Genomic DNA, 24,815 nt, shown 5'->3' with positions numbered 1-24,815 from the left:
GCAGCTCAGTCGCCGTTGCCCGGCGACGGCGTCGTCTTCTGGATCTGCATGAGGAACTCGGCGTTCGACTTGGTCTGCTTCATCTTGTCGAGGAGCAGCTCGATCGCCTGCTGCTGGTCGAGCGCGTGCAGCACCCGGCGCAGCTTCCACACGATGCCGAGCTCCTCGGCACCGAGCAGGATCTCCTCCTTGCGGGTGCCGGACGGGTCGACGTCCACCGCCGGGAAGATGCGCTTGTCGGCGAGCTTCCGGTCGAGCTTGAGCTCCATGTTGCCGGTGCCCTTGAACTCCTCGAAGATCACCTCGTCCATGCGGGACCCGGTGTCCACCAGGGCGGTGGCGAGGATGGTCAGCGAGCCGCCGTCCTCGATGTTGCGGGCAGCACCGAAGAAGCGCTTCGGCGGGTACAGGGCCGTCGAGTCGACACCACCGGACAGGATGCGGCCGGAGGCCGGGGCGGCGAGGTTGTACGCACGGCCCAGACGCGTGATCGAGTCGAGCAGCACGACCACGTCGTGACCCAGCTCGACCAGGCGCTTGGCGCGCTCGATGGCGAGCTCCGCGACCGTGGTGTGGTCCTCGGCCGGGCGGTCGAAGGTCGAGGAGATGACCTCGCCCTTGACCGACCGCTGCATGTCGGTGACCTCTTCCGGACGCTCGTCGACGAGGACGACCATCAGGTGGCACTCGGGGTTGTTGTGCGTGATCGCGTTGGCGATCGCCTGCATGATCATGGTCTTGCCGGTCTTCGGCGGGGCCACGATCAGACCACGCTGGCCCTTGCCGATCGGCGACACGAGGTCGATGATCCGGGTGGTCAGCACGCCCGGGTCCGTCTCCAGGCGGAGGCGGTCCTGCGGGTACAGCGGGGTCAGCTTGTTGAACTCCGGGCGGCCACGGCCGTGTTCGGGCGCCATGCCGTTGACGGAGTCCAGGCGGACCAGCGCGTTGAACTTCTCGCGGCGCTCGCCCTCCTTGGGCTGGCGGACCGCGCCGGTGACGTGGTCACCCTTGCGCAGGCCGTTCTTGCGTACCTGGGCGAGGGAGACGTACACGTCGTTCGGGCCCGGCAGGTAGCCGGAGGTCCGGATGAAGGCGTAGTTGTCGAGGATGTCCAGGATGCCCGCGACGGGGATCAGGACGTCGTCCTCGGCGAGCTGCGGCTCGGCGGCGCCGATCTCGTCACGGCCACGGCGGCCACGACGGTCGCGGTAGCGGCCGCGACGGCCACGGCGTCCGCCGTCGAAGTCGTCGTCGTCCTGCGGACCGACGTTACGGTCCTGACGGCCGCCCTGCTGCTGGGTCTGCTGGCCGCGCTGCTGCTGGCCGCCCTGCTGGTCGTCGCCCTTGCCGCGGCGGTCACGGTCACGGCCGCGCTCCCCACGATCGCTGCGGTCCCCGCGGTCGCTGCGCTCCCGGCGGTCACGGCGGCGGCCCTCGGCCTCGCCGGCGTCGGCGGCCTTGTTCTCGGCCTGCGGCTGCGCGGGCGTCTCGGCCTTGGGCTCGGCCTTGGCCTCGGCGACCACGGTCTCGGCGCCGGTGGCCGTCGGGCTGCCCGCGTCGGCGGTGGCACGGCGACGGCGGCGCTCGACCGGAGCATCGGCACCGGCCGGCTGGCCGGGGATCTCGATCTGCTGCTGGGCCACGGCCTTGTCGGCGGGGGCCGCGACCGGGGCCGCGTCCGCCTTCTTCTCGGCGGCGTCGCCGGTGCGCGCCTTGGAGGTGGCACGGCGCTTGGGCTTGGTCTCGGCGGCGGGGGCCTCGGCCTTGGCGGGAGCGGCACCGCCTCCTGCCTGCGCCTCCTTGATGACCTCGATCAGCTGGCTCTTGCGCATACGCGCGGTGCCCCTGATGCCGAGGCCGGATGCGACCTGCTGCAGCTCGGCCAGCACCATGCCCTCGAGGCCGGTACCGCGGCGCCGCCGGGAGCCGGCACCGGTGGCAGGCGCGGAGGCGTCCGTGGCGGGCGCGGCAGCGGTCTCCTCGACACGTGCGCCCATCAGATCGGTGGTGTCGCTCACGAAGGGTCCTTCCCTGGAGCGGACGTCGGCCTGTCTGGCTCGGCGACCGGTTGTGCTGTCCGACTTCGGTCCTTGCTGTGGCGAAGCCGGGGCGGTGGTCCGCCACAACGGGCGGAAGAGAGATTTGCTGGTGATGGCGCTTCCACGACGAGCCGTGGCACCCAGTGTCACGTGGCGTGGTAGCACCGATTCCGGAGCGTGCCCTGCGGACCGCTCAGCGTCGGTGTACGGCGTACTGCCCAGATACGACGTACGGAACGCAGTGCGGCGTGGGGAGCTCCCGGAAGAATGTCTGTCCCGGACGGGGACGTGAAGCACCTCGCCATGGTGGGGTCGGGTGCAGACTTGAGGTTAACACTACCGGATCCAACAAACATTCCCCCTCTCGAAATCCGGCAACCGTGCACTAAATGTCGCCGGAGTGCGTTTCACCAGTCGGCGCGAGCGGCAGCACACTCGCGCCCTGCAGGTCCAGGGCCAGCCGGTTCGCGGCCCAGTCCGCGCCCGCCAGGGCCTCGACCTTGTCGGCCGTGCCCGCGTCGGCGAGCGCCATCACGGTGGGTCCGGCGCCGGAGATCACCGCGGGGATCCCGTCGGCGCGCAGCCGCTCCACCAGGGCGGCGCTCTCCGGCATGGCCGGGGCGCGGTACTCCTGGTGCAGACGGTCCTCGGTGGCGGGCAGCAGCAGCTCGGGGCGCCTGGTCAGGGCCTCGACGAGCAGCGCGGCGCGGCCCGCGTTGGCGGCGGCGTCGACGTGCGGCACGGAGCGCGGGAGCAGACCGCGCGCCGTCTCGGTCAGAACCGGCTTTCCGGGCACGAAAACCACCGGAACGATGGAATCGGCGGGCTCCATCCTGATAGCCCGCGCGGCCCCCGCCTCCATCCAGGACAGGGTGAAACCGCCCAGCAGACAGGCCGCCACATTGTCCGGATGGCCCTCGATCTCGGTGGCGAGCTCGAGCAGGGCGGTGTCGTCGAGCTTGTTCTCGCCGCCTATGGTCACCGCGCGCGCGGCGACGATGCCGGCGCAGATCGCGGCGGAGGAGGAGCCGAGGCCCCGGCCGTGCGGGATGCGGTTGGCGCAGACGATCTCCAGGCCGCGCGGCTGGCCGCCCAGGACGTCGAAGGCGGTGCGCAGGGAGCGGACGAGGAGGTGCTTCTCGTCACGCGGCAGCGTTTCGCTGCCCTCGCCCGCGATGTCGATGTGCAGCCCGGAGTCGGCCACCCGGACGACGACGTCGTCGTAGAGCCCCAGCGAGAGGCCGAAGGCGTCGAAGCCGGGGCCGAGGTTGGCGCTGGTGGCGGGGACGCGCACCCGGACGGGGGCGGCGCGGAAGGCGGGACCGGCCATCTCTCGATGACTCTCCTTGAGCTGCGTGACTGTCGAATGACGTCGACACTGATATTCGATACGTATCTGATAACCCTGGGGCCGCGAGGCGACGCGGCGCTGCGGCATATGCGGCGGGCGGGTTCGGTACAGCCTATCGAAGGAAGGTTCTGCGGCGACATAGGGCGCACAGGAGGCGCACGATGCGTGTCGTAAGCCCCCTGTGCACCCCTTACGGGGTTACCCCTGCCGCGACCTGTTACGCGAGGCCGAGGCGCCCGGCGGCCGCGGCGGCGTCGACCGGCACCACCACGGGACGCGGCGCGCCCTCGGTGGCCCACCCCGGGTCCTTCAGACCGTTGCCGGTGACCGTGCACACGATCCGCTGCCCCGGGTCGACCTTGCCCTGCTCGGCGGCCTTCAGCAGGCCGGCCACGGACGCGGCGGACGCGGGCTCCACGAAGACGCCCTCCTGCGCGGCCAACAGCCGGTAGGCGCGCAGGATCTCACGGTCCGTCACCTCGTCGATGAGACCGCCGGACTCGTCCCGCGCGGCCAGCGCGTACTGCCAGGACGCCGGGTTGCCGATACGGATCGCGGTGGCGAGCGTCGAGGGATCCTTGACGACCTCGCCGCGCACGATGGGCGCGGAGCCTGACGCCTGGTAACCCCACATACGGGGGGTCCGCCGGGCGGTCCCGTCACCGGCGTACTCCTTGTAGCCCTTCCAGTACGCGGTGATGTTGCCCGCGTTGCCGACCGGCAGGACATGGATGTCGGGGGCGTCCCCGAGCATGTCCACGATCTCGAACGCGGCCGTCTTCTGCCCCTCGATACGGACCGGGTTGACCGAATTGACCAGCGCGACGGGGTAGTTGTCGCTGAGCTGGCGGGCGAGAGTCAGGCAGTCGTCGAAGTTGCCGTCGACCTGGAGGATCTGCGCGCCGTGCACGAGGGCCTGCCCCATCTTGCCGAGCGCGATCTTGCCCTGCGGCACGAGCACGGCGGAGACCATTCCCGCGCGGACCGCGTAGGCGGCGGCGGAGGCAGAGGTGTTGCCCGTGGAGGCACAGATGACGGCCTTGGCGCCCTCCTCCTTGGCCTTGCTGATGGCCATGGTCATACCGCGGTCCTTGAAGGACCCGGTCGGGTTGGCGCCCTCCACCTTGAGGTGGACCTCGCAGCCCGTGCGCTCGGAGAGCACCTGCGCGGGCACGAGGGGCGTGCCGCCCTCACGGAGCGTCACGACCGGCGTGGTGTCGGAAACCGGCAGCCGGTCCCGGTACTCCTCGATGATTCCGCGCCACTGGTGGGTCATTGCTGGTTACTCTCCTTCAACCCGCATGATGCTGGCGACACCCCGCACGGTGTCGAGCTTGCGCAGCGCCTCGACGGTCCCGGTGAGGGAGGCGTCGGACGCGCGGTGGGTGACGACGACGAGGGACGCCTCGCCGTCCTTGCCCTGCTGCCGAACCGTATCGATGGATACGCCGTGTTCGGCGAACACGGTCGCCACCTGAGCCAGTACGCCCGGTTTGTCGGCCACGTCCAGGCTGATGTGGTACCGGGTGACGACCTCGCCCATGGGCGAGACCGGCAGGGCGGCGTACGCCGACTCGCCGGGCCCCGTTGCCCCGCTGAGCCGGTTGCGGCAGACGGCGACGAGGTCGCCGAGCACGGCGGAGGCCGTGGGAGCACCGCCGGCGCCGGGGCCGTAGAACATCAGCTGACCGGCCGCGTCCGACTCCACGAACACCGCGTTGTACGCGCCGCGCACGGAGGCGAGGGGATGGCTCAGCGGAATCATGGCCGGGTGCACCCGAGCGGTGACGGACCCGCCGTCGGCGGCCCGCTCACAGATGGCGAGCAGCTTGATGGTGCACCCCATCTCCTTGGCGGAGGCGAAGTCGGCCGCCGTCACCTCGGTCATGCCCTCGCGGTAGACGTCGTCGAGGCGCACGCGCGTGTGGAAGGCGATCCCGGCCAGGATGGCGGCCTTGGCGGCCGCGTCGAACCCCTCGACGTCGGCGGTGGGGTCGGCCTCCGCGTACCCGAGCGCGGTCGCCTCGTCGAGAGCCTCCTGGTACCCCGCCCCCGTCGAGTCCATCTTGTCGAGGATGAAGTTGGTGGTGCCGTTGACGATGCCCATCACCCGGTTGATCTTGTCGCCGGCGAGGGACTCGCGCAGCGGCCGGATCAGCGGGATGGCACCGGCGACGGCGGCCTCGTAGTAGAGGTCCTTGTCGTTCTCGTCCGCGACGGCGTGCAGCGCGGCCCCGTCCTGCGCGAGGAGGGCCTTGTTGGCGGAGACCACCGAGGCACCGTGCTCGAAGGCGGTGGTGATGAGGGTCCGGGCGGGCTCGATCCCGCCGATCACCTCCACCACGACATCAATGTCACCGCGTTTGACGAGGGCAGTGGCGTCGGTGGTGACGAGGGCCGGGTCGATACCCTCACGCACCCGGGAAGGCCGCCGTACGGCGACCCCCGCGAGCTCCACCGGGGCGCCGATCCTCGCGGCGAGGTCGTCGGCGTGCGTCGTCATGATGCGCGCCACCTCTGAGCCGACCACTCCACAGCCCAGCAGCGCCACCTTCAGCGGACGCGTACGCATCATCCGACCTCGTTTCCTCATACCGTCTACGGTTGGTCCAGTCTCACCCACCGAACCGGAGTTTCTATCCCCGGTCCGGATCGTGAGACATTTATTTCATTTGCGCGGGGTGGACAGACAAAAGATTCTTCCGCCCTTTGCTTCCGGTGCTTTCCTTTTGCTGTTTCACCCGACGTCGAGCCGCAGGAGGTCCTCCTCCGTCTCCCGCCGGACGATGACCCGTGACTCCCCGTCGGCCACGGCCACGACCGGCGGCCGCAGCACGTGGTTGTAGTTGCTCGCCATGGACCGGCAGTACGCACCCGTCGCGGGTACGGCGATCAGGTCACCCGGTGCCAGGTCCGAGGGCAGGAACGCGTCCTTGACCACGATGTCCCCGCTCTCGCAGTGCTTGCCGACGACCCGCGCGAGCATGGGCTCGGCGTCACTCGTCCGGGACACGAGGGCGACGCTGTACTCGGCGTCGTACAGCGCCGTACGGATGTTGTCCGACATGCCGCCGTCGACGGAGACGTACGTCCGCAACCCGTCGAGCGGCTTGATGGTGCCGACCTCGTAGAGCGTGAAGGCGGTCGGCCCGACGATGGCGCGCCCGGGCTCGACGGAGATACGGGGGGTGCGCAGCCGCGCGGCCTCGCACTCCCGCGTGACGATCTCGGTGAGGGCCTTGGCGATCTCGTGGGGCTCACGAGGATCGTCCTCGCTGGTGTAGGCGATGCCGAGCCCACCCCCCAGGTCGATCTCGGGCAGCTCGACCCCGTGCTCGTCGCGAATGTCCCTGAGCAGCCCCACGACCCGATGGGCGGCGACCTCGAAGCCCGACATGTCGAAGATCTGCGACCCGATGTGCGAGTGAATCCCGATGAGCTCGATCCCGTCGAGCTGAAGCGCCCGCCGAACGGCTTCCGCCGCCTGCCCCCCGGCGAGCGGAATCCCGAACTTCTGGTCCTCGTGGGCGGTGGCGATGAACTCGTGGGTGTGTGCCTCCACCCCCACGGTGATACGAATCTGAACCCGCTGCCGCTTGCCCAGGGACTGGGCGATGTGGGCGACCCGCACGATCTCCTGGAACGAATCGAGGACGATCCGCCCGACACCGGCGGCAATGGCCCGGTGGATCTCCTGCGTGGACTTGTTGTTGCCGTGGAAGGCGATGCGGTCGGCGGGCATACCGGCGGAGAGGGCGGTGGCGAGCTCGCCACCGGAACAGACGTCGAGGTTCAGCCCCTCCTCGTGCAGCCAGCGCACGACGGCACGGGACAGGAACGCCTTCCCCGCGTAGAACACGTCGGCGTCGGCACCGAAGGCGGTGCGCCAGGCGCGAGCCCGCTGGCGGAAGTCGGTCTCGTCGAGGATGTAGGCGGGGGTGCCGTGCTGCTCGGCGAGCGTCTTGACGTCGACGCCGCCCACGGTGACGACGCCTTCCCGGTCGCGGCCGACGGTCTGCGCCCAGACCTTCGGGTCGAGGGCGTTGAGGTCGGTGGGCGGCCCTGAGTAGTGCCCCTCGGGCAGGACATCGGCGTGACGGGGCCCGGCGGGGTGGGCGGAACGGCTCATCTTGGGCGTGCTCTTTCAGAGGTGGTCGGGTGCGTCGATACCGAGCAGGGACAGGCCGCCGGCCAGCACCGTCCCGGCGGCATCGGCGAGCGCGAGCCGGGCACGGTGGGCGGCCGAGGGTTTCTCCTCGCCGAGCGGCAGTACGAGGGGGAGCAGGACGAGGGTGGCGTCCGCGAGGGCGACGAGATGCCGGGTGAGGCGGGAGGGGGCGCCGACGCCCTCCGGGCGGGGAAGGGCCGCGACGGTGGCGAGGACGCGGGGGTAGTCGGCGAGGAGGGCGGTGAGGGTCTCCGCTCCCCCGGCGGAGGCGGCCTCCACGTCACCGGCTTCGGCGGCGAAGCCCAGGTCGGCGGCGTTGCGACCGAGGGCCCGGGTACGGGCGTGCGCGTAGCGGACCCGGAAGAGGGGGTTGCTCTCCCGCTGGGCCAGGTGATCGGCGGTGACACGGGGACGATCATGGGGCGCGGGATGCAGCAGGGCCCACCGAGCGGCGTCGAGACCGAGGGGGGTGGGGTCTTCGGGGGCGGGGTGGGGGTGGAGGAGAAAGGGGGTGGGGTGAGCGATGCGGGTGGTGACGCCGGTGGGGGTGGCGGCGCTGGGGGGCTCGGTGTCGCTACGGTGGCGCGTGGTGTCGTGGGGGCCAGCGGCAGGGGAGGCGGGGTCTTGGGGGACGGCGTGAGGGGTGGCGCCGTGGTGGCTGCCGAGGTGGGTGGCGACATCGCCGGCGGTGTGGTGGGTGGTGACGCGCCCGCCCTGCGAGCCGACGATCCGTACCAGGGCGTCGGCGAGGACCTCGGCCCGGACCTCGAACGGCACCCGGAGTTCGTAGACCTGCCCGGCGAGGGTGTCGGTGTGCCCGTACCGGAGCCCTTCACGGCGGATCTGCTCGACGAGCCCGGTGGAGGCGGCGAGGTGATCGAGGCTGATGTTGAGGAAACCGGGCCCGGTGATCTCGACGCCGACGACACCCTCGGCCCGAGCGAGATACGGCCGCAGCATCTCGGCGATCCGCAACGGCGGCTGCCCGGCCGGCCGGGCCAGCTGAAGGGCGATGTTCGTCGCGTAGTCCCCGGTCCCCCCTGGACCCGGCCGAGTGACCACCGCCCGCGCCGGAACGGCCACGCTCAGCTCTCCGGCGTCGACAGCACGACGTACCGCGTGCAGCACGGTGCGGGAGAGCTCGACGGGAGTCACGGGACAAGCGTAGGGGAGGAGGGGGGTGGGTACGCGAGCCGGTTTGGGGAGGTTCCGGGATGTGGACGGCGTGAGGGGCGAAGGGGGATGAGACGGGACTGGTTCCAGATCGGCGAGGCGGGCGCCGGCTGCGGCGGGGCAGAGCGGGGATGCGGTAGGGGCGGGGCAGAGCGGGGACGCGGTAGTGGCGGGGCAGAGCGGGGACGCGGTAGGGGCGGGGCAGAGCGGGGACGCGGTAGTGGCGGGGCGAAGTGGGGTCTTGGCAGCGGGGGGCGGAGCGGAGCCTTGGCAGCGGGGAGGCAGAGTGGAGCCTTGGCAGCGGGGAGCAGAGCGGGACCCTGGCAGCGGGGAGGCAGAGCGAGGGCGGAGACGGCGAGGACCAGACGAGGCGAACAACGACTGACTCGGACTCCCAACGGCCAGCCGCGCCATACGACGCCCGGCCCCATGACCGCGACGCCCGGCCCCCTGACCGCGATGCCCGGCCTCCTCACCGCGACGCCCGGCCTCCTCACCGCAACGCCCGGCCTCCTCACCGCGACGCCCGGCCCCCTGACCGCGACACCGGGCCCCTACTCGACGCCAGGCCCCCCACTACCCTGCCCGGCCCCGACGCCTCCCCCGGCGCCAAGGACGGTCCCAAGCCCAAGGCCGACCCCCAGCCCACCCACTCCCCCACCCACGCCACCACGGCCACCACCGCCACCACTCTCCCGCCGCTCCCCCTCCAGCAACTGCCGTACGAGGGTGACGAGTTCGTTGGGATCGAAGGGCTTGGCAAGAAAGGCGTCCACGCCGACCTCTAGGCCCGCCTCGACCTCGTACTGCGTACACGCGCTGATGATGGCGACGGGAAGATCACGCGTCCGCGGATCGGAACGCAGCCGAGCGGCGGTCCGCAGCCCGTCCAGACGGGGCATGACGACATCGAGGGTCACGACATCGGGCCGCACCTGATGAACGACATCAAGACACTCGGCACCATCGGACGCGGTCACGACCTCGAGACCCTCAAGCTCGAGATTGACCCTGATCAGCTGCCGGATGACCTTGTTGTCGTCCACAACAAGCACCCGACCCGACGCGCCTGGCACAACTCGAGAGTAGGTCGGGACCGGCCACCGCGTCCGGGTTTTCCCCACTTCCACCCCGCGCGGGCACCCACCACCCCGCCCCGCCCCACCTAAACCCGTTCATGAACACCCCGACGAAGCTGGTAGTGTTCTACCCGTCGCCGCGAGCAAACAGCCCGCACCGACACGCCCCCGTAGCTCAGGGGATAGAGCAACGGCCTCCGGAGCCGTGTGCGCAGGTTCGAATCCTGCCGGGGGCACCTTGGATCAGGTGCCTAAAGACCCCGCCATCAGCGAGAACGCTGAGGACGGGGTCTTCGCGTATGTGCAGGCGGATACCGCCGGAAGCAGCCGTTTGCCAGTGATCACCTAATGACGACGTAATGATCTTGGCGGGCTTTCCCGCAGGTCAGCTGCCACAAAACACGAAGCCGATGGCCCCAGACAACGCCCCCGGGCTCGGTGCCCGGCACATGATCTGAAGGACGTTCCAGGAGCTCACCCCATGGGCGTTCAGTCGGCATCCAGCTCGGCCTGTTCGGTACGACTCAACCTCTGCGCAATGCCTTGCAAGATGTAGGCGGCAGCTGCGGGGCGATGCTCGAACGGGCCTTCCAAACGCGCCGCGCTGATGTACACACCAACCGGAGATGAGGGCTTGTAGAGCACCACCTCTTCCGTCTCTCTCGATGGCAGCGGCGACGGAAGGTGTGCAACGTCCTGCCTCGCGAGCCAACGGCTGATCTCCGCCGCGCGGCTCGCACTGAGACGTCCCCACTCAGGGTCGTAGTGCTCTCGAAGCCACCCCATCGAAACAGCGGTGACCCCGTGGTCTGCCTCAAGCTCGCTCAGAATGGCGGCACGCCGATCCGGCAACTCTCTCCCCCTCGTTCCGCGATGGAGAGATTTTGGCACTCCAGAACCGAAGCGTTACCACTGGGTGGAGGCCAGAACCGCGAAGGAGCCCCGGATGTCTCCGAAGCTCCTTCGAATACTCACCTGCGGTCCTTCACTATGGCTCTTCCTCGCCAAGACCCTGCATGATCCGGTCGTTCATCTCCTGCTCCTGGCCGTCGATGCACTTCGCGTAGATCTTCAGGAGGACGTCCACCGAGTGGCCGGCGCGAGCGGCGACCTCCGGGGCCGGGACGCCGGAGTTGAGCCACTGCGAGACGCCCGCGTGCCGGAGGTCGTACGGCCGGAAGGCCAGGACCGACGACACCTGACGGGGCACGAGTGCCAGTTCCCGAGCTTGCTTCCACGCACGCGAGTAAGACGAGGCAGCGATCACGTTGCCCCGCTCGCTGGAGAACAGCCGACCGTCCTCCGACGTACCGAACTCCTTCAGATGCTCACGGAGCAGCCGCACGAGCGGAGGCGGAATCGGCACGATGCGCACCTCACCGTGAGCACGCTGCTTCAGCCCCCGCCGGTCGTGCGCCTCGCCGGAGTCGGTCCACGCCTTCCCAGCGGTCGGGCGGGTCTCCGTCAGCTCGATACGGCCCCAGCCCGACGCCGGAAGCGTGCAGTCGGAGCGGCGAAGCCCGAGCGCCTCCCCCGGTCGCATGGCCGCGTAGTACAGGCACCCGAAGAAAGCCCGTAGCCGCCGACCGCTCGCCCGGTCGTAGCCGCCCACGTAGGTCAGCGCGGTGAGCAACTCCCGAGCCTGCCGCGGGTTGACCACCACACGACGGTCGACTTCCTGTACCGCGCGCTTGCCTCGCTTGCGCCGAACGCGGCTCAGCGGGTTGGACGTGAGGTGTTCCAACTCCACAGCGTATTCAAGGGAGTTGAAGACCACCGCGCGCCGACGCCGATACGTCTGAGTGGCCGCAGGCTTGCCGTCCAGCCTCCGCCCCAACGCGTCGATCAGCTCATGCACACGAGCGATCTCTTGCAACTCCCCAACCGGAAGCGATGCCTTTTCAATCCAGCGCACCGCCGAGGCGATCTCGTCAGGCCGCTCCCTCTCCCTGCGGGGAACCGGCAGGACATACGAGCGCAGAGCCCGCCGCAGCACCTCGGGAGCAGGCCGCCCCCGCCCTGGCTTGACCAGGGCGGGAACGACAGTCGCCAGTGCATCGGTCATGCTGTCCCGCTGCTTGGCTGACGCTTCGGCCCACCGCACGCCCACGTACTTTCGTGCCAGGTCGAGGAAGGACAGCGCCGCCTTCCCACCGCGCAGCGAGTCGGGCAACCCGGTGACGGTGTCGAACGGTTCGCCCTTGTCAGCGGCTCGAAGCAGCTTGGCCCGGAAACGATCAGCCAGTGCCGTCGTCTTGAACGACTCGTGAAACGGCTCCCCGTCCACGGACCAGCGGACGAGATAGGTGGGCTTCTTGGCGGACCGGTTGAGGCTCAGTTTCCAGATGACGACCTTGTACGACTTCACGACGCCGCCCCCTCCGCCCGCTCCTCCAACCAGTCGTTGAGCACGTCACGCCGAACTCGGAGCTCACCGTTCGGCAGCCGGATGCAGGCCGGCGCGAGGCGCAGTTCCCTCCAGCGGTAGAAGGTGCGCCGGGAGATGCCGCCCAGTTCGTCGAGGACCTGCCGCACGGTGAGCAGCTCGGCCGCCTTCGTACGGGTGTCACGCGCCATGGGAAGCACCGCCCTCCCGTACCGACGCGGCCAGGAGCGCGGCTTCCGGCGAGTAGCCGCGCCCCGCGTAACGCCACTGGCCGACCATGACCGTCGGGCGATCGGCGAGGCCGAGGGAGGCCCGCTGTTGCTCCGCCCGGTGATCCGTACGGGCCCGCCGGAGGGCCGTCAGCGTGGTCGAGTAACGGCGCGACTTGCTGGAGAAGTGGCCGCCGTATCCGAGCATGTGAGCCCAGCGACGCAGCCCGAGCGGCTCGAACTCCGGTAAGCCACCCAGCCACCAGCACGTACTGATCATGCGCAAGACGTGCGCTCGTACCGGCAGCATGACCATGTCTCGCGAATGACGGATACGACCGTCCACCGCGCCGGCGGACTCGGCTCCCTTGGTGGCGTACTTGGCGATGTAGCCCGCCACGGTGGCCGCGGAGGCAGGCCGCTCCCCCGCGTCCCGTCGGTACGACGTGACCGGACGTACGTCGACCTGGGCACCGAAGCGAAGCACCCGGGGACCGATGACGCGCGCACCGGGAGCGGTCAGGCTGACACGACCGACCACGGCCCGCACGCTGTCAACCAGGAGCGGGACAGTCCCCCAGGCAGGCGTATCCGAGTCGGGCCCGTCCGGACCGTCGAGACGGATAACGCCATGGAAGTGGACCAGACCCCGCCGCTGATACTCGGCGACCTTCGCGTACGAGAGTCGGGCGTCTTCCCCGAACTCCGTACGCGACAGACCGGCCCGCCGTGCGACCTCCCGCCGCAACTCCAGTCCGAACCGGTGCCAGAGCCGACCCGCGAACGCGTGCCAGAGGGCGGCCCCCGCGTAGTCGTAGCAGCGCGGGCAGAGCGGCTCACCGAGACGGGGATCATCCGCCGAGTGCCGCTCCCGGCAGCCGGCCGGAGCCGCGTGCGGGCAGCAGTCTCCGACCCGCCGAGGCCGACAGGGCAGCACGCACCCGTCACGCTCACGGCGCGTGTGGACCGGTCCGAAGCCGGGAGCGGTGAGGGTGGCGAACACCCGCGGGTGACCGCTCACCGCTTCCGGCACCTCCTTGCCTCCGACGAGACCGGCACGGACGAGTTGGTACGTGTCCGCCCGGTACACAGCCGAGCAGGTCGGGCAGACCGTCGCCCGCCGGTTGCCGCATGCGGTGAGCAGGCGACCGCCGAAGACGTCCGAGCCGTAGGAGAGCAGAGCCGCGCCGGTCGTCGTGTCGTAGACGGTTGCCGCGCCGACCAGGTGAATCGGGTTGGTGCAGCCACCGAGACGGACGATGTTCCGGCGCCAGGCCGAGAACTCCGGCTCCGACGCCCTGGCGACGAGAGCGGCAACGCTCTGCGGAAGGACGATGGTCATCGGCGACCACCCCCGCCGCCGAACGCCTGCCCCATCACGGCCGAGATCCCCTCGGGCCGGGTCTTGGCGCTGAAGCGGAACGTCGGGTTCGTGAGCCAGACGGCCGCTGCATGCGCGGGACACAGCCACTGCTCGGTTCCGTCCAGTTCGACGAGGACGATCTGTTCCCGTCCGGCGCAGGTCGAGACCTGTGCGTCACGCTGCCTGAGGTCGCAGTCGAGCGACGGGGATTTGCGCGAATGATGCGCGGTGGACAAAGTGTGAGTGCTCCTTTCACTGCTCATGTGGCGGATGGAGTGGGTTCCTGACGGGGTCGGGTTTGGCGACTTCGCGCCCCGTCGGGAGCCCGTCGTACGGGCGATCACTGCCGTTCCTCGGGAGGAATCCCGACGACGCTGTACGAGATCGGTCCGAAGTCGCGGCGTGCGTCGAAGAAGCCCCGGCCGATGTCCTCCGTCGGCACGCCGAGCGGAACGGCGACGAACTCCACACCGTCGCGACGAGCGGCGGAGTCGGAGGCGTCGACCAGGACGACGACGGACGCGTGACGCGGTACGACGACGGCCGGATTGGCGGTCAGGAAGTCGACCAGCTCCCGCAGGCCGGCCAGGAAGGCGGCGCGGTCGCCAGCGCGGATGACGTAGTCGGGCACAGGAAGTCCCCTTCTCGGGTCTGTAGTGGGGTGTTTCAGAATCGGAGTTGGCCGAGGAAGCCGTTCACGCCGTCGAGGAAGGCCTGAACCACGGGCGCGGCCACGGTCCGGGCGAGCAGGAAGCCGAAGGTTCCGCAGAGCAGCGCGTCGGCCCACCTGAGGTACCGGATACGCAGAAGGAACCAGATCAACAGGCCGAGCAGCAGAACGGCCGACATGGACACCAACACGGCAGGCCCCTCTCACAGCGCTTCGATGTGCAGTTCGGACAGGACGGGAGTCAGGTGCGCGTACTCGGCGGCGACGGCTTCCGCCTCCGCTTCCGTGATCAGGTGCGACCGAGCGCGCTCCCAGCCGTCTCCGGAGGCGAGGACGGCTGTACCGGCCTGTTCCGGGGTGATGGCCTGCGCCGCCTTCAGCGCGTCGGGGTTGAGGTCGCCGAGCGCCATCTCTGCGGTGCCGGGGTCGGCCACGCGATGGCACACACGGCCGCCGAGCTGTGCCCGCAGCGCGGTCACACCGGGCCCCAGGTCGGAGCCGACACGTTGGCCAGCCACGACGAGGAACACCCCCAGCGCCGCGCCGAGTTGGGCCAGCCGGATCAGCGCTGTACCGGCCGCATGCGCTTCGTCCTTCTCACTCCGGCTCGCCACGAGGAACAGTTCCGCGATCTCGTCGACGATCACGACGACGGGAACCGGGCGTTCGTCGTCGCTCAGACCCCAGATGTTCCGGACGTGAGCCGCCCGGCAGAGGGTCATCCGGTCAAGAGTCAGGTCGACGAGAGCAGCCAGCAGCCGGACCGCTTGCTCTCGGTTTGTCGCGAGGGCGGATAACCGCGGCTCGTAGAGGGACAGTTCCATGCCGCCCTTGCAGTCGATCCCGACCAGGGCGACGGGTTGCGGAGCGAGGCCCGCCACGAGGGCATTGATCAGCGTCGACTTGCCGGAGCGGGTGGCCCCGACGATCAGCCAGTGAGGCACGCGCCGCAGGTCGACCACCCACGCGGCCCCGGTCTCCAAGGCACCCACGGTCACCCGGAGCAGATGGCCGGGCCCACGCTGCTTCGGCACCCGAGGATCGGCCAACGGGTCGGTCGCCGAGGCGACGATCCGTACGACCCCCGGCTTCCAGGAGGTCACCCGCACCGCGTGCACCTGCCAGTTCTCCGCCATGGCGGGCGCAGCCTTGACGAAGTGCTCCGGCACCTGGCCCGGCAGCAGTCGGACAAGCAGGACGAAGCCGCTGGACGTCGGGCGTATGAGTCCCCGCCGGGGCACGCGCGGCTGCGGCGGAGGCGCGCCTTTACCGACGAGCCCGGACACCACGGTCAGCGCCGGCCGACGGCTCACGGCGAGCCCGCAGCCAGCCATCAGAGGCCGCCAGGTCTGCACGACCCGGAACACCTCGGCGGGGAATCCACACAACAGCCACCAGGCGACGGGATAGCGGCGGCGCAGGGCCGGACCCGCCAGAAGCAGACCCGACACCAGCACTGCGGCCACCACCAGAACCCAGCTCGGCCAGGTCTCACCGGCCGAAGTGGCGGAGGCCAGCTTCATCACTGACTGGGCCCCTTAGAGGTCGTTCTCTTTCCGAACCTTGTGTGCGGTTTCTGCTGGTCAGGCATGAGATTGCAGTTGTCGCGGGAGTCTTGGTGCGTTGCTGACCGAGATGTTGTGGGGGTGGCGGGTGCCATCGGTGCGGGCGGTTTTGGAAGCGCGGCAGAAGGCCGCGGCGGTGCGGGTGGAGGAACTCGAAGCCGAGTTGGAGCGGGTGCGGGCGGCTCTGACGGAGGCCGAAGAGGTACTCAGGCGCCGGGTGATCGGCCTGGAACAGTATCTGGAGGCGCTGGCCGAGGAGGATGCGCCTGCCGTGGCCGTCGTGTTGCCGAGGAAGCCGGTGGGCCCGCGCCGGGCAGTGCCGCACCGAAAGGACTCGGCCGGAACCGAGGTGCTGTCGGTGGACTACCAGGCGTTGATGGCCGCTGCCCTGGAAGCGGGACCGAATGGGCTCGGTGCTCGGCGGGTAGCGGTGGTGCTGGGATGGGACAGCGCTTCTGCCTCGCGCGTCGAGGGAGCGCGGGCCCGGCTGAAACGGCTGGTGGAGCGGGGCTGGCTGGTCGAGGCGAAGCCGGGCAGGTTCAGGCTGCCCGCGCCGGAGCAGGACGCTGTTGGCGCTGGGCGGCCAGGCGGCGGCTCATGAGCATGGTCATCGACCACAGGACCATGGCCTCGCTGGTGTCGGTGCGTCGTTCGTATTCACGGACCAGGCGCCGGCTGCGCAGGAGCCAGGCGAAGGATCTTTCGACGACCCAGCGGCGGGGCAGGACCTGGAAACCTTGGACATCGTCGCTGCGGCGGACGATGTCGAGGACGACTCCGAGGTGCTGGGTGGTCCAGTCGGTGAGGTGGCCGGTGTAACCGCCGTCGGCCCAGATGCGGGCCAGCTTCCGGAAGTGATTCTTTGCTGTGGGCAGCAGGATGCGGGCAGCGTCCCGGTCGGTCGTGGACGCCGGCGTGACCAGCACTGCCAGAAGGAGTCCGAGGGTGTCGGTGAGCAAGTGGCGCTTGCGTCCGTTGATCTTCTTGCCTGCGTCGTAACCCCGCGAGGCGTGGGTGACGGTGGCGTCCGCCTTCACGGACTGCGAGTCCACGACCGCCGCGGTCGGCTCCGGGCTGCGGCCCTCAGCCAGGCGGACGGCCTCGCGTAGCCGGTCGTGGAGCTCGTCCACCAGCCCCGCATCCCTCCAGCGGGCGAAGAAGGCGTAGACCCGCGGCCAGGGCGGGAAGTCGGACGGCATCGCCCGCATTGATGCCGTTGTCGACGAGGTAGCGCACCGCGTCGATCATCTGCCGGTGGCAGTAGCCCTCCGGCCTGCCGCCCCGGCCCGCCAGCCATCCCGGAACGGGCAGCAGGTCCCGCACCAGGGCCCACTCCGCATCGCTCATGTCCGAGTCGTACCGGGGGCGGCGCTCCGGCCGGTCGGCCGCGTTCCCGAACCTGTGGGCGAGGCAGTCACACCTAGGAGTGGACGAGCTGGACCCGGCGACCACGACCACGCGACACTTCGACAACAGGGCCTCTTGCTCCTCGCTGGACTCGACAACCGCGAGCTACCAAGAGGCCCTTCTTCCATGCACCCGCACCCGCCAACTCACCCGAACCAGGCCCTTGTTCGAATCCAACCGACCACACGGACGGATAGAGAACGGCCAGTTAGCCAGCCACTTTGGCGCGAGCCTCGCAGATCATGGCCCCAACGTCGTGCTTTACCGGGCAGGTCCACAGACTGCCCGACGCGCCGGAAGCTTACGGGGCCATGATCACTCGCGCCAAAGCAGCTCCTGGCCAAAGTCGTTACACCGCCCGCGTGCGTCAGTGCTCGGTCGTAGCCTTCCGTCCTGGAGAGAAGGACAATCACACAGGAGTCAGTGCTCAAGGCCGACACGGAGCACGATGAGTTAGGCCGCGAGGCGTTCCTAGAGACGCAGCAAGGCTCGTTAGGTACGTTCTCGTACACGAGGGGCGGGAGAGGACGTTGCGGTACTGCTCCATGGCGGCGATCAAGGCAACGGCCAGCCGCTCGGGGGTGTAGGGGCCGAGTAGGGTCTTGCCGTCGACTGCGATCGCCGTCCGGTCTGTCGCCGTGGTGCGGAGGAAGGAGTCGATGGCCTGGGCGAAGGAGTCGCCGTCAAGGCGGCCTGGCTGGAGCGGGAAGGCCGCAACGTTGTCAGTCGCCTCCCCTAATCTTGTCCCAGGAGCAGCGCTGCTGTTGATCAGCTTCAATCGCGCTGCCGGGGTGTATCAGGAAGGACTCTACTCATGGTCGATACCAGGAACGTCTGGGCCGTCGCCGATATCTTGCGCGGCGTGTACGCCCGCAACAAGGCGGGCGACATCATTCTGCCCATGACGATCCTGCGGCGCCTCGAGTGTGTCATGGCACCCCACCGTGACCAGATCGCTGAGATCGTGGCCGCTCAGCCCAACGAAACACTGCGCGTGGCTAAGATTAAGGCCGTCACTGGCGGCCTGACATTCTACAACAAGACCACACTCACCCTCGCCAAGGTCTACAACGCTGGCGAGGCTGACATGGCCGAGGTTCTGCTGCAGTACATCGACGGCTTCAGTCAGGACATCGACGTTTTCGCCAACTTCAACCTTCCCCAGCATGTGGAGCGCATGCGCAAGGGCGGCATTCTGCCCGAGATCGTGCGTACATTCCGGGACCTTGACTTGTCTCCGGCTATGGTGCCGAACTCCAAGATGGGTGAGCTGTTCGAGCATCTCATCTATATGGACTTCGAGTCCACAAACGCAGAGTCGGGCGACCACTACACCCCGCGTGACGCGATCAACCTCCTAGTCGACCTGTTGTTCGCCGAGGATGATAGCGCTCTGTCCGGGGACGCAATCCGTACGATTTACGACCCCACCGTCGGCACCGGCGGCATGCTGTCGGTTGCTGAGGAGCACCTGCACGGCATGAACTCCGAAACCGAACTGATCCTGTACGGCCAAGAGTTGCGCCCGGAGTCCTATGCGCTGTGCCGCTCCGACATGCTTGCCAAAGGCCAAGACCCCCACAACATCGCTCTAGGTAACACCCTCACCGACGACCAATTCGAGGGAGAGACGTTTAACTACATCCTGTCCAACCCACCCTACGGCGTGGACTGGAAACATGAGGCCGACGAGATTGTCGCGAACTCGCACGGTCGTTTCAACGCCGGCCTACCGCCCACCTCTGACGGCTCCCTATTGTTTGTCCAGCACGCCATCGCCAAGATGAACCCGCCCACCAGTGAGGATGGCGGTGGCCGTGCGGGCATCGTCCTTAACGGTTCTCCACTTTTCACGGGCGGCGCTGGCTCCGGATCCTCGGACATCCGCGGGTGGCTCCTGGACAGCGATCTGGTTGAAGCTATCGTCGCCCTGCCGAACGACATGTTTTACAACACGCCGATCGCGACCTACCTGTGGATCTTCGATAACGCAAAGCGCCCCGAGCGGGAGGGCAAGGTTCAGCTCATCGACGCCACCGATCGTGGCTCCAAGATGCGCAAGGGCCTGGGTTCCAAGCGCGTATTCATCGAGGAGTCTGCCCGCAAGGAGATCGTGCGCCAATTCGAGTCCATGGAGCAGTCCGAGACCTCTAAGGTATTCGAGAACCTTGACTTCGCCTATTGGCAGGTAACCATCGAGCGTCCCCTGCGTCTCAATTTCGCATGCACGCCTGAGCGCATTGCCTTGGTGGAGGAGCATAAGAAGCTCAATAATATCACCGGACTCGCGAACGCACTGAAGGCCTTTGGGCAGGAAATCTACACCAACCGTGAAATTTTCATGGGCAAGCTCGGCAAACACCTGCGGTCCCGAGGTATCAGCCTGACGACAACTCAACGTAAGAGTCTGTGGCAAACCCTTGGTGAGCGTGACGAGGCCGCTGATATCTGTCGCGTCCAGAGCGGGAAGAACGCGGGTGATATTGAGCCTGATCCTGGTCTGCGCGACACCGAGATCATCCCTTTCGGATGGAATGGCCACACCAAGTCTTACGAAGCCCGCGACGAGACCGTACAGGCGTACTTTGCGACCGAGGTCAAGCCCCATGTCGAGGATGCGTGGATCGACTGGACTAAGACGAGGGTCGGGTACGAGATCCCCTTCAATCGTCACTTCTACCAGCACGTGCCCCCGCGTACTCTCGACGAGATCGACGCTGACCTCGACGATTCTCTCAGGGAAATCCTCGATCTGCTCAACAAGGTTGAGGAGGGTTCGAAGTGAAGGACTTGTCCTTCTTGGGGCCAGGAGGAACGGGACTCCGAAATCTACCTGCACATTGGACGACGGTGCCTCTATGGTCGATGTTTGAGAGAATCAAGGACACCGGGCATCCCGAAGAGACGATGCTCTCCGTCTTCCGTGAGTACGGGGTCATTCCGAAGGACTCACGCGAGAACCTCAATCAGACTGCCGAGAACCGTAATATCTACCAGTTGGTCCACCCTGGCTGGCTCGTGGTCAACCGCATGAAGGCTTGGCAGGGGTCGGTCGGAATCTCCGACTACCGCGGCATCGTCTCCGGGCACTACATCTGTTTCGCGCCGCGCCACAACGCAGATTCGAAGTATCTCAATTATCTGCTGCGCTCCGAGACTTACAGGGACGTCTACAGAGGACTTTCCCGAGGCGTCCGCCCTGGACAGATTGAGATCGACAATGACCAGTTGCGCAAAATTCCCATCGCGCTTCCTCCCCTCTCTGAGCAGCGTGCGATCGTGGACTTCGTGGACCGGGAGACTGCAGAGATTGATGCGCTGATCGCTGCGCAGGAGCGGTTTATCGGCCTGCTGGACGAACGACGTGCTTCCACGATCTCAACTTCGATAGAGCGCTACAACGAGAGCTCTGTGCACCTCAGGTATCTGGCCACCATCCAGTCGGGCATCACGCTCAGCGGAGAGGGTGACCCAGAAGACCCTGAGTGGCCTTACCTCCGCGTTGCTAATGTCCAAATGGGATTCGTGGATCTCGACGAAATCAAGACCATCCGAGTGTCGCATACAGCTGCACAGAAGGCTCGCCTTCGGGTAGGAGACGTCCTTATGACGGAGGGCGGCGATATTGACAAGCTTGGGCGCGGCGCAGTCTGGTATGGGGAGATCCCGAACGCTCTGCACCAGAACCACATTTTCGCGGCACGTACAGGACCTCGTCTGGATCCGAAGTTCCTCATGTACTACCTAGACGGGCCGACTGCACGGAATTACTTCCGAGTCACGGCGAAAAAGACGACCAACCTGGCCTCCACAAACAAGTGGACCACAGGAAGCCTACCCGTAGGCCTCCCGCCTCTAGACGAGCAGCATCGCATCGTGGCACACCTCGATGCCGAGACGGCCAAGATTGACACACTACTTGAGACGACCCGTCGGCACATTGCGCTGGCGAAGGAACGTCGTAGTGCGCTTATTACCGCGACCGTGACCGGCCAGATCGACACTAGAAAGGCTGTCTGAGCATGGTGGAGTACAGCTCCTCGACGTCAGTGAACCTTGTGCATGAGGAAGCGTTCGAGGATGAGATCTGTGAGTACCTGGCACAGCACGGGTGGCTGTACTCCACCAATGACAATGGGTACGACCGTGAGCGTGCCCTGTTTCCCGAGGATATCTACGCGTGGTTCAAGGGGTTGAGCCCGAAGGCATGGGTGCGCGGAATCGGGGAGGGCACCTCTCGGGAGGCGAGCGCCAAGCAGCAGCTGCTGGACCTTATCGTGCAGCTGCGCTCCACTCCGCTGGACAACTCAGGGGGTGGCCCGGGCGGGACGCTGCAGTTGCTGCGCTCGGATGTTCCTGTAGGTCTGCGTGACGAGCTGAAGATGACGCAGTGGCGTCCGGCGGACCCGACGAACGCCACGCTAATGGGTGCCTACGACAAGGTACGGCTGCGCATCATGCGACAGGTTTATTACTCGGTCAAGAAGCCGCACGACTCAATAGATCTGGTCGCATTCATCAATGGCATTCCGGTGGCCACTTTCGAACTGAAGACGAACTTCAAGCAGTCCATCGACAAGGCCGTGGCGCAGTATAAGAGGGACCGTCTACCCAAGGGCGAGCCGCTGCTGGAGTTCGGTACCGGAGCGTTGGTGCACTTCGTGGTTACCGAGTCCGAGGTGCGGATGACCTCGAAGCTGGCTGGGGAAGCGACCTACTTCCTGCCGTTCAACCGGGGCTTTGAGGGCGGCAAGGGAAATCCGCCCCGCCCGCACGGTGCGGCCACGTCCTACCTGTGGGAGCAGGTCATGGACAGAGACACGTGGTTGGACATCTTCGGGTCGCTACTGTTCGTGGACTCGAAAACGACTACGAACGCGATCACGCAGGAGCGTAAGCGTTCTACGAACCTGGTATTCCCGCGCTTCCACCAGTGGCAGGCCGTGGCTCAGATGATCGAGCAGGTCAAGGCAGAGGGCGCCGGCGGTCGGTTCCTAATTCAGCACTCAGCTGGGTCTGGCAAGACGAACACGATCGGATGGACCGCACACCATCTCTCCAACCTGCACGACGATGCCGGGCAGAAGGTCTTCGACTCGGTCATCGTGATCACCGACCGCACGGTGCTGGATGACCAGATGCAACGGGCAGTGCTGCAGATCGAGGGCACCCCAGACTACGTCTACAACGTCGACAAGAAAGCCCGTGCGGACGAGGGTTCCAAATCCAGGGCCCTACTCAAGGCTCTGCAGGACCGCCGACGCATTGTGGTGGTCACCATCCAAACCTTCCCAGCGGTCCTCAGGCACCTCAAGCAGGAGACCTCCCTGGCGGGGCACCGCTTCGCCGTCATCGCCGACGAGGCACACTCGTCGCAGGCTGGCGCCACCGCGGCCAAGGTCCGCAAAGTACTGCTCTCGGGCGGCGCAGAGGTGGTCGAGGAAGAGGGAATCGACACCGAGGACGCCTTGAACTCGATGGTCGAGGATCCGGTCCCGAACGTGTCCTTCTTCGCGTTCACGGCCACGCCGAAGGCCAAGACGATCGAACTCTTCGGCCGCCCGAAGCACGAGGGCGGTCTGCCGGCGGCGTTCCACGTGTACTCGATGAAGCAGGCCATCCAGGAGGGGTTCATCCTGGATGTGCTGCCGTGCTATCAGTCCTATCGGACCGTGTACCAGATCGCCGAGGTGATCAAGAGGAACGGTGTGAATGTCTCGGCGGATGCCACCGACGATTTGGTTGATCAGCAGTCCGCGGCGAAGGCCCTCAAGCGGTTCGTGCGTCTGCACCCCACGAACGTGGCGCAGAAGGTCGAGATCATCGTCGAGCACTTCCGGGCGAACGTGGCCGGACAGCTGGACGGTCACGCCAAGGCCATGATCGTGACCTCCGAGCGCAAGCACGCCCTGCGGTACAAGCTTGCCATCGACAAGTACGTCAAGGCCAAAGGGTACGACCTGGGCACCCTTGTCGCGTTCTCCGGCACCTTGGAGGACCCCGAGGTCGGGGTGGTCGATGAGGTCACTGAGGCCAAGATGAATCCTGGCGCCGGTTCCGACCTGGCCGAGGCCTTCGCGGGGCCGCACTACCGGGTGATGATTGCCGCAGATAAGTTCCAGACCGGGTTTGACCAGCCCCTGCTGTGCGCGATGTACGTCGACAAGCGCCTGGACGGCATCCAGGCCGTGCAGACCCTCTCGCGCCTGAACCGGACCTTTCGAGACGGTCACATCGTCAAGGATCGCGTGTACATCCTGGACTTCGTCAACGAGCCTCTGGACATCCAGCAGGCGTTCGCGACCTTCTATGAAGAGGCCGAGATCGAATCGGAGACCGACCCCAACCAGCTGCATGTGCTTGCTGCGGGTCTTCGAACCTTCGGCATCTTTGATCCGGCCGATCTGGCTGAGTTCACCCGCGGGGTAGAGGAGGGCAATCGTGCCGCGGTCGAAGCCGCGATGTCTCGCCCACAAACGCGGTTTGTGCAGGCACTGGACGCCGCCCGCAAGGCCGAAGACAAGCAGGAGATCGAGCGCCTGGAGCAGTTCCGCAAGAACGTCTCCTCCTTCGTGCGCCTGTACGACTTCCTCTCGCAGATCTACGACCTGACCGGATCCCCGTTGGAAAGGCTGTGCCCGTTCTGCCGCGAGTTGGCTGCTTGGATCCGTGAGGAGAATGCCCACGATGAGGTCGACATCTCCACCGCCCGACTGGTCGCGATCGAGCAGAAGGACAAGGGCATCTCCAACGTCTCGGTCGACCGGTCCGGCGACAAGCTCACCGGCCCCTCTGCGATCGGTACCGCCAAGTCCCGCGACCCGAAGATGGTGCCACTCCTGGACGTCATAGACACCCTCAACACCCTTTTTGACGACCTCTCTGAGGCCACGATCGCCGGGCTTATGGCTCTGGTCATCAAGGCAGCCAAGGACGACGAGATGCTGCGCTCGCGCGCCCTGGGCAACAGTCTGGAAAACTTCCTAAAGTCCCCCAAAGTACGCGACCGCATCTTGGCAACGCTCATGAGTGCCCCCGGCGAACTCGGCAAGGCGGTCGACGAGGTCGTCGGCGACGGAAAGGGCCTGGACAGCATCATCGCAGGAGCCTTCCATGGCGTTCGTCTTGAGGCCGAGTAAAGGCTGGCATGGTCAGCTCGGCGCAGGCAAAGGTCGGAGGGGACCCGATGTAGCGCCCGTCGTCAACACGGCGACCGCGGCCGCCCTCGGCTCCGATCCTGCGCTGCTCGGTGCGGATTTTTCCCATCTGTCTCCCATGTGACCAAGGCGCGCACCGAACGCACCAGGACAGCGAAAGGCCCCGTGCGACAATGCTCTAACGATGGCGTACGGGGCCAAGGTAACTGATGCCAGGCGCGAGCGCGAAAGACAACGGGCCGACG

At 67.3% G+C, this 24,815-nt stretch carries 21 protein-coding genes and 1 tRNA gene; 5 read left to right on the top strand and 17 right to left on the bottom strand.

What is annotated here, in order from left to right:
• Positions 1 to 5: 5 nt before the first annotated feature.
• From rho to ACIBVL_RS35370, 7 genes are all read right to left on the bottom strand, one after another.
• Positions 6 to 2,021 carry a transcription termination factor Rho gene (gene rho / locus ACIBVL_RS35400; protein WP_399103918.1) on the bottom strand — a complete coding sequence of 672 codons (2,016 nt, stop codon included), beginning with the start codon at positions 2,019 to 2,021 and terminating at the stop codon, positions 6 to 8.
• 406 nt (positions 2,022 to 2,427) lie between these two features.
• A complete protein-coding gene (gene thrB, locus ACIBVL_RS35395; RefSeq protein ID WP_399103916.1) occupies positions 2,428 to 3,372 on the bottom strand; it encodes a homoserine kinase in 945 nt (314 codons plus the stop codon).
• Between the two features lie 238 nt (positions 3,373 to 3,610).
• Positions 3,611 to 4,669, bottom strand: coding sequence for a threonine synthase (gene thrC / locus ACIBVL_RS35390; protein WP_399103914.1), 1,059 nt, complete (start codon positions 4,667 to 4,669; stop codon positions 3,611 to 3,613).
• Positions 4,670 to 4,675: 6 nt separating this feature from the next.
• Positions 4,676 to 5,968, bottom strand: a complete 1,293-nt coding sequence (locus tag ACIBVL_RS35385; RefSeq protein ID WP_399103912.1) for a homoserine dehydrogenase — start codon at positions 5,966 to 5,968, stop codon at positions 4,676 to 4,678.
• 162 nt (positions 5,969 to 6,130) lie between these two features.
• Positions 6,131 to 7,522: a diaminopimelate decarboxylase gene (gene lysA, locus ACIBVL_RS35380; protein WP_399103910.1), complete on the bottom strand. Its 1,392-nt coding sequence runs from the start codon at positions 7,520 to 7,522 to the stop codon at positions 6,131 to 6,133.
• Positions 7,523 to 7,537: 15 nt separating this feature from the next.
• The gene (gene nrtL / locus ACIBVL_RS35375; protein ID WP_399103908.1) at positions 7,538 to 8,716 is read right to left on the bottom strand and encodes an ArgS-related anticodon-binding protein NrtL; all 1,179 of its coding nucleotides are present in this window, start codon (positions 8,714 to 8,716) and stop codon (positions 7,538 to 7,540) included.
• Positions 8,717 to 9,288: 572 nt separating this feature from the next.
• Positions 9,289 to 9,810, bottom strand: a complete 522-nt coding sequence (locus ACIBVL_RS35370) for a response regulator (protein WP_399103907.1) — start codon at positions 9,808 to 9,810, stop codon at positions 9,289 to 9,291.
• 167 nt (positions 9,811 to 9,977) lie between these two features.
• Between ACIBVL_RS35370 and ACIBVL_RS35365 the strand changes: the two genes are divergently transcribed.
• Positions 9,978 to 10,049: transfer RNA gene (locus ACIBVL_RS35365), tRNA-Arg, on the top strand.
• 253 nt (positions 10,050 to 10,302) lie between these two features.
• On the opposite strand, the gene ACIBVL_RS35360 is transcribed toward ACIBVL_RS35365, so the two are convergent.
• The 8 genes from ACIBVL_RS35360 to ACIBVL_RS35325 all read right to left on the bottom strand — a co-directional run bounded on the left by ACIBVL_RS35360 (position 10,303) and on the right by ACIBVL_RS35325 (position 15,964).
• Positions 10,303 to 10,461 (bottom strand): hypothetical protein, encoded by a 159-nt coding sequence (locus ACIBVL_RS35360; protein ID WP_399103905.1) that lies wholly within the window; start codon positions 10,459 to 10,461, stop codon positions 10,303 to 10,305.
• 340 nt (positions 10,462 to 10,801) lie between these two features.
• Positions 10,802 to 12,181 carry a tyrosine-type recombinase/integrase gene (locus ACIBVL_RS35355; RefSeq protein ID WP_399103903.1) on the bottom strand — a complete coding sequence of 460 codons (1,380 nt, stop codon included), beginning with the start codon at positions 12,179 to 12,181 and terminating at the stop codon, positions 10,802 to 10,804.
• Positions 12,178 to 12,390, bottom strand: coding sequence for an AlpA family transcriptional regulator (locus tag ACIBVL_RS35350; protein ID WP_020131201.1), 213 nt, complete (start codon positions 12,388 to 12,390; stop codon positions 12,178 to 12,180). Before ACIBVL_RS35350 ends, ACIBVL_RS35355 begins: the two co-directional genes overlap by 4 nt.
• Positions 12,380 to 13,750: a replication initiator gene (locus ACIBVL_RS35345; protein WP_399103901.1), complete on the bottom strand. Its 1,371-nt coding sequence runs from the start codon at positions 13,748 to 13,750 to the stop codon at positions 12,380 to 12,382. The genes ACIBVL_RS35350 and ACIBVL_RS35345 overlap by 11 nt, the downstream gene beginning before the upstream one ends.
• Complete coding sequence (locus ACIBVL_RS35340; protein ID WP_399103899.1) at positions 13,747 to 14,007, bottom strand: hypothetical protein; 261 nt, start codon at positions 14,005 to 14,007, stop codon at positions 13,747 to 13,749. Before ACIBVL_RS35340 ends, ACIBVL_RS35345 begins: the two co-directional genes overlap by 4 nt.
• 104 nt (positions 14,008 to 14,111) lie before the next feature.
• Complete coding sequence (locus ACIBVL_RS35335) at positions 14,112 to 14,402, bottom strand: hypothetical protein (RefSeq protein WP_399103897.1); 291 nt, start codon at positions 14,400 to 14,402, stop codon at positions 14,112 to 14,114.
• 35 nt (positions 14,403 to 14,437) lie between these two features.
• Positions 14,438 to 14,632 carry a hypothetical protein gene (locus ACIBVL_RS35330; protein ID WP_399103895.1) on the bottom strand — a complete coding sequence of 65 codons (195 nt, stop codon included), beginning with the start codon at positions 14,630 to 14,632 and terminating at the stop codon, positions 14,438 to 14,440.
• A 12-nt stretch (positions 14,633 to 14,644) separates the two neighbouring features.
• Complete coding sequence (locus tag ACIBVL_RS35325; RefSeq protein ID WP_399103893.1) at positions 14,645 to 15,964, bottom strand: FtsK/SpoIIIE domain-containing protein; 1,320 nt, start codon at positions 15,962 to 15,964, stop codon at positions 14,645 to 14,647.
• Positions 15,965 to 16,076: 112 nt separating this feature from the next.
• Here ACIBVL_RS35325 and ACIBVL_RS35320 point away from each other — a divergent pair, with 112 nt between their 5' ends.
• Positions 16,077 to 16,607: a hypothetical protein gene (locus ACIBVL_RS35320; RefSeq protein ID WP_399104065.1), complete on the top strand. Its 531-nt coding sequence runs from the start codon at positions 16,077 to 16,079 to the stop codon at positions 16,605 to 16,607.
• On the opposite strand, the gene ACIBVL_RS35315 is transcribed toward ACIBVL_RS35320, so the two are convergent.
• Positions 16,546 to 17,205 carry an IS5 family transposase gene (locus ACIBVL_RS35315; protein ID WP_399103891.1) on the bottom strand — a complete coding sequence of 220 codons (660 nt, stop codon included), beginning with the start codon at positions 17,203 to 17,205 and terminating at the stop codon, positions 16,546 to 16,548. The genes ACIBVL_RS35320 and ACIBVL_RS35315 overlap by 62 nt on opposite strands.
• Complete coding sequence (locus ACIBVL_RS35310; RefSeq protein ID WP_399103889.1) at positions 17,090 to 17,353, bottom strand: transposase; 264 nt, start codon at positions 17,351 to 17,353, stop codon at positions 17,090 to 17,092. Before ACIBVL_RS35310 ends, ACIBVL_RS35315 begins: the two co-directional genes overlap by 116 nt.
• An 874-nt stretch (positions 17,354 to 18,227) precedes the next feature.
• Here ACIBVL_RS35310 and ACIBVL_RS35305 point away from each other — a divergent pair.
• From ACIBVL_RS35305 to ACIBVL_RS35295, 3 genes are read left to right on the top strand one after another with little or no spacing between them, the layout of a single operon-like run.
• Positions 18,228 to 20,198, top strand: coding sequence for an N-6 DNA methylase (locus tag ACIBVL_RS35305; protein WP_399103887.1), 1,971 nt, complete (start codon positions 18,228 to 18,230; stop codon positions 20,196 to 20,198).
• Positions 20,195 to 21,433 carry a restriction endonuclease subunit S gene (locus ACIBVL_RS35300; protein WP_399103885.1) on the top strand — a complete coding sequence of 413 codons (1,239 nt, stop codon included), beginning with the start codon at positions 20,195 to 20,197 and terminating at the stop codon, positions 21,431 to 21,433. The genes ACIBVL_RS35305 and ACIBVL_RS35300 overlap by 4 nt, the downstream gene beginning before the upstream one ends.
• A 2-nt stretch (positions 21,434 to 21,435) precedes the next feature.
• The gene (locus ACIBVL_RS35295; protein ID WP_399103883.1) at positions 21,436 to 24,552 is read left to right on the top strand and encodes a type I restriction endonuclease subunit R; all 3,117 of its coding nucleotides are present in this window, start codon (positions 21,436 to 21,438) and stop codon (positions 24,550 to 24,552) included.
• The last annotated feature ends 263 nt before the right edge of the window (positions 24,553 to 24,815 follow it).

The organism is Streptomyces sp. NPDC049687 (genome assembly GCF_044465285.1).
In the GTDB taxonomy this organism is placed as follows: domain Bacteria; phylum Actinomycetota; class Actinomycetes; order Streptomycetales; family Streptomycetaceae; genus Streptomyces.
The sequence above is the reverse complement of the archived record's forward strand: the minus strand, read 5'-3'. Positions and strand labels throughout refer to the sequence as shown.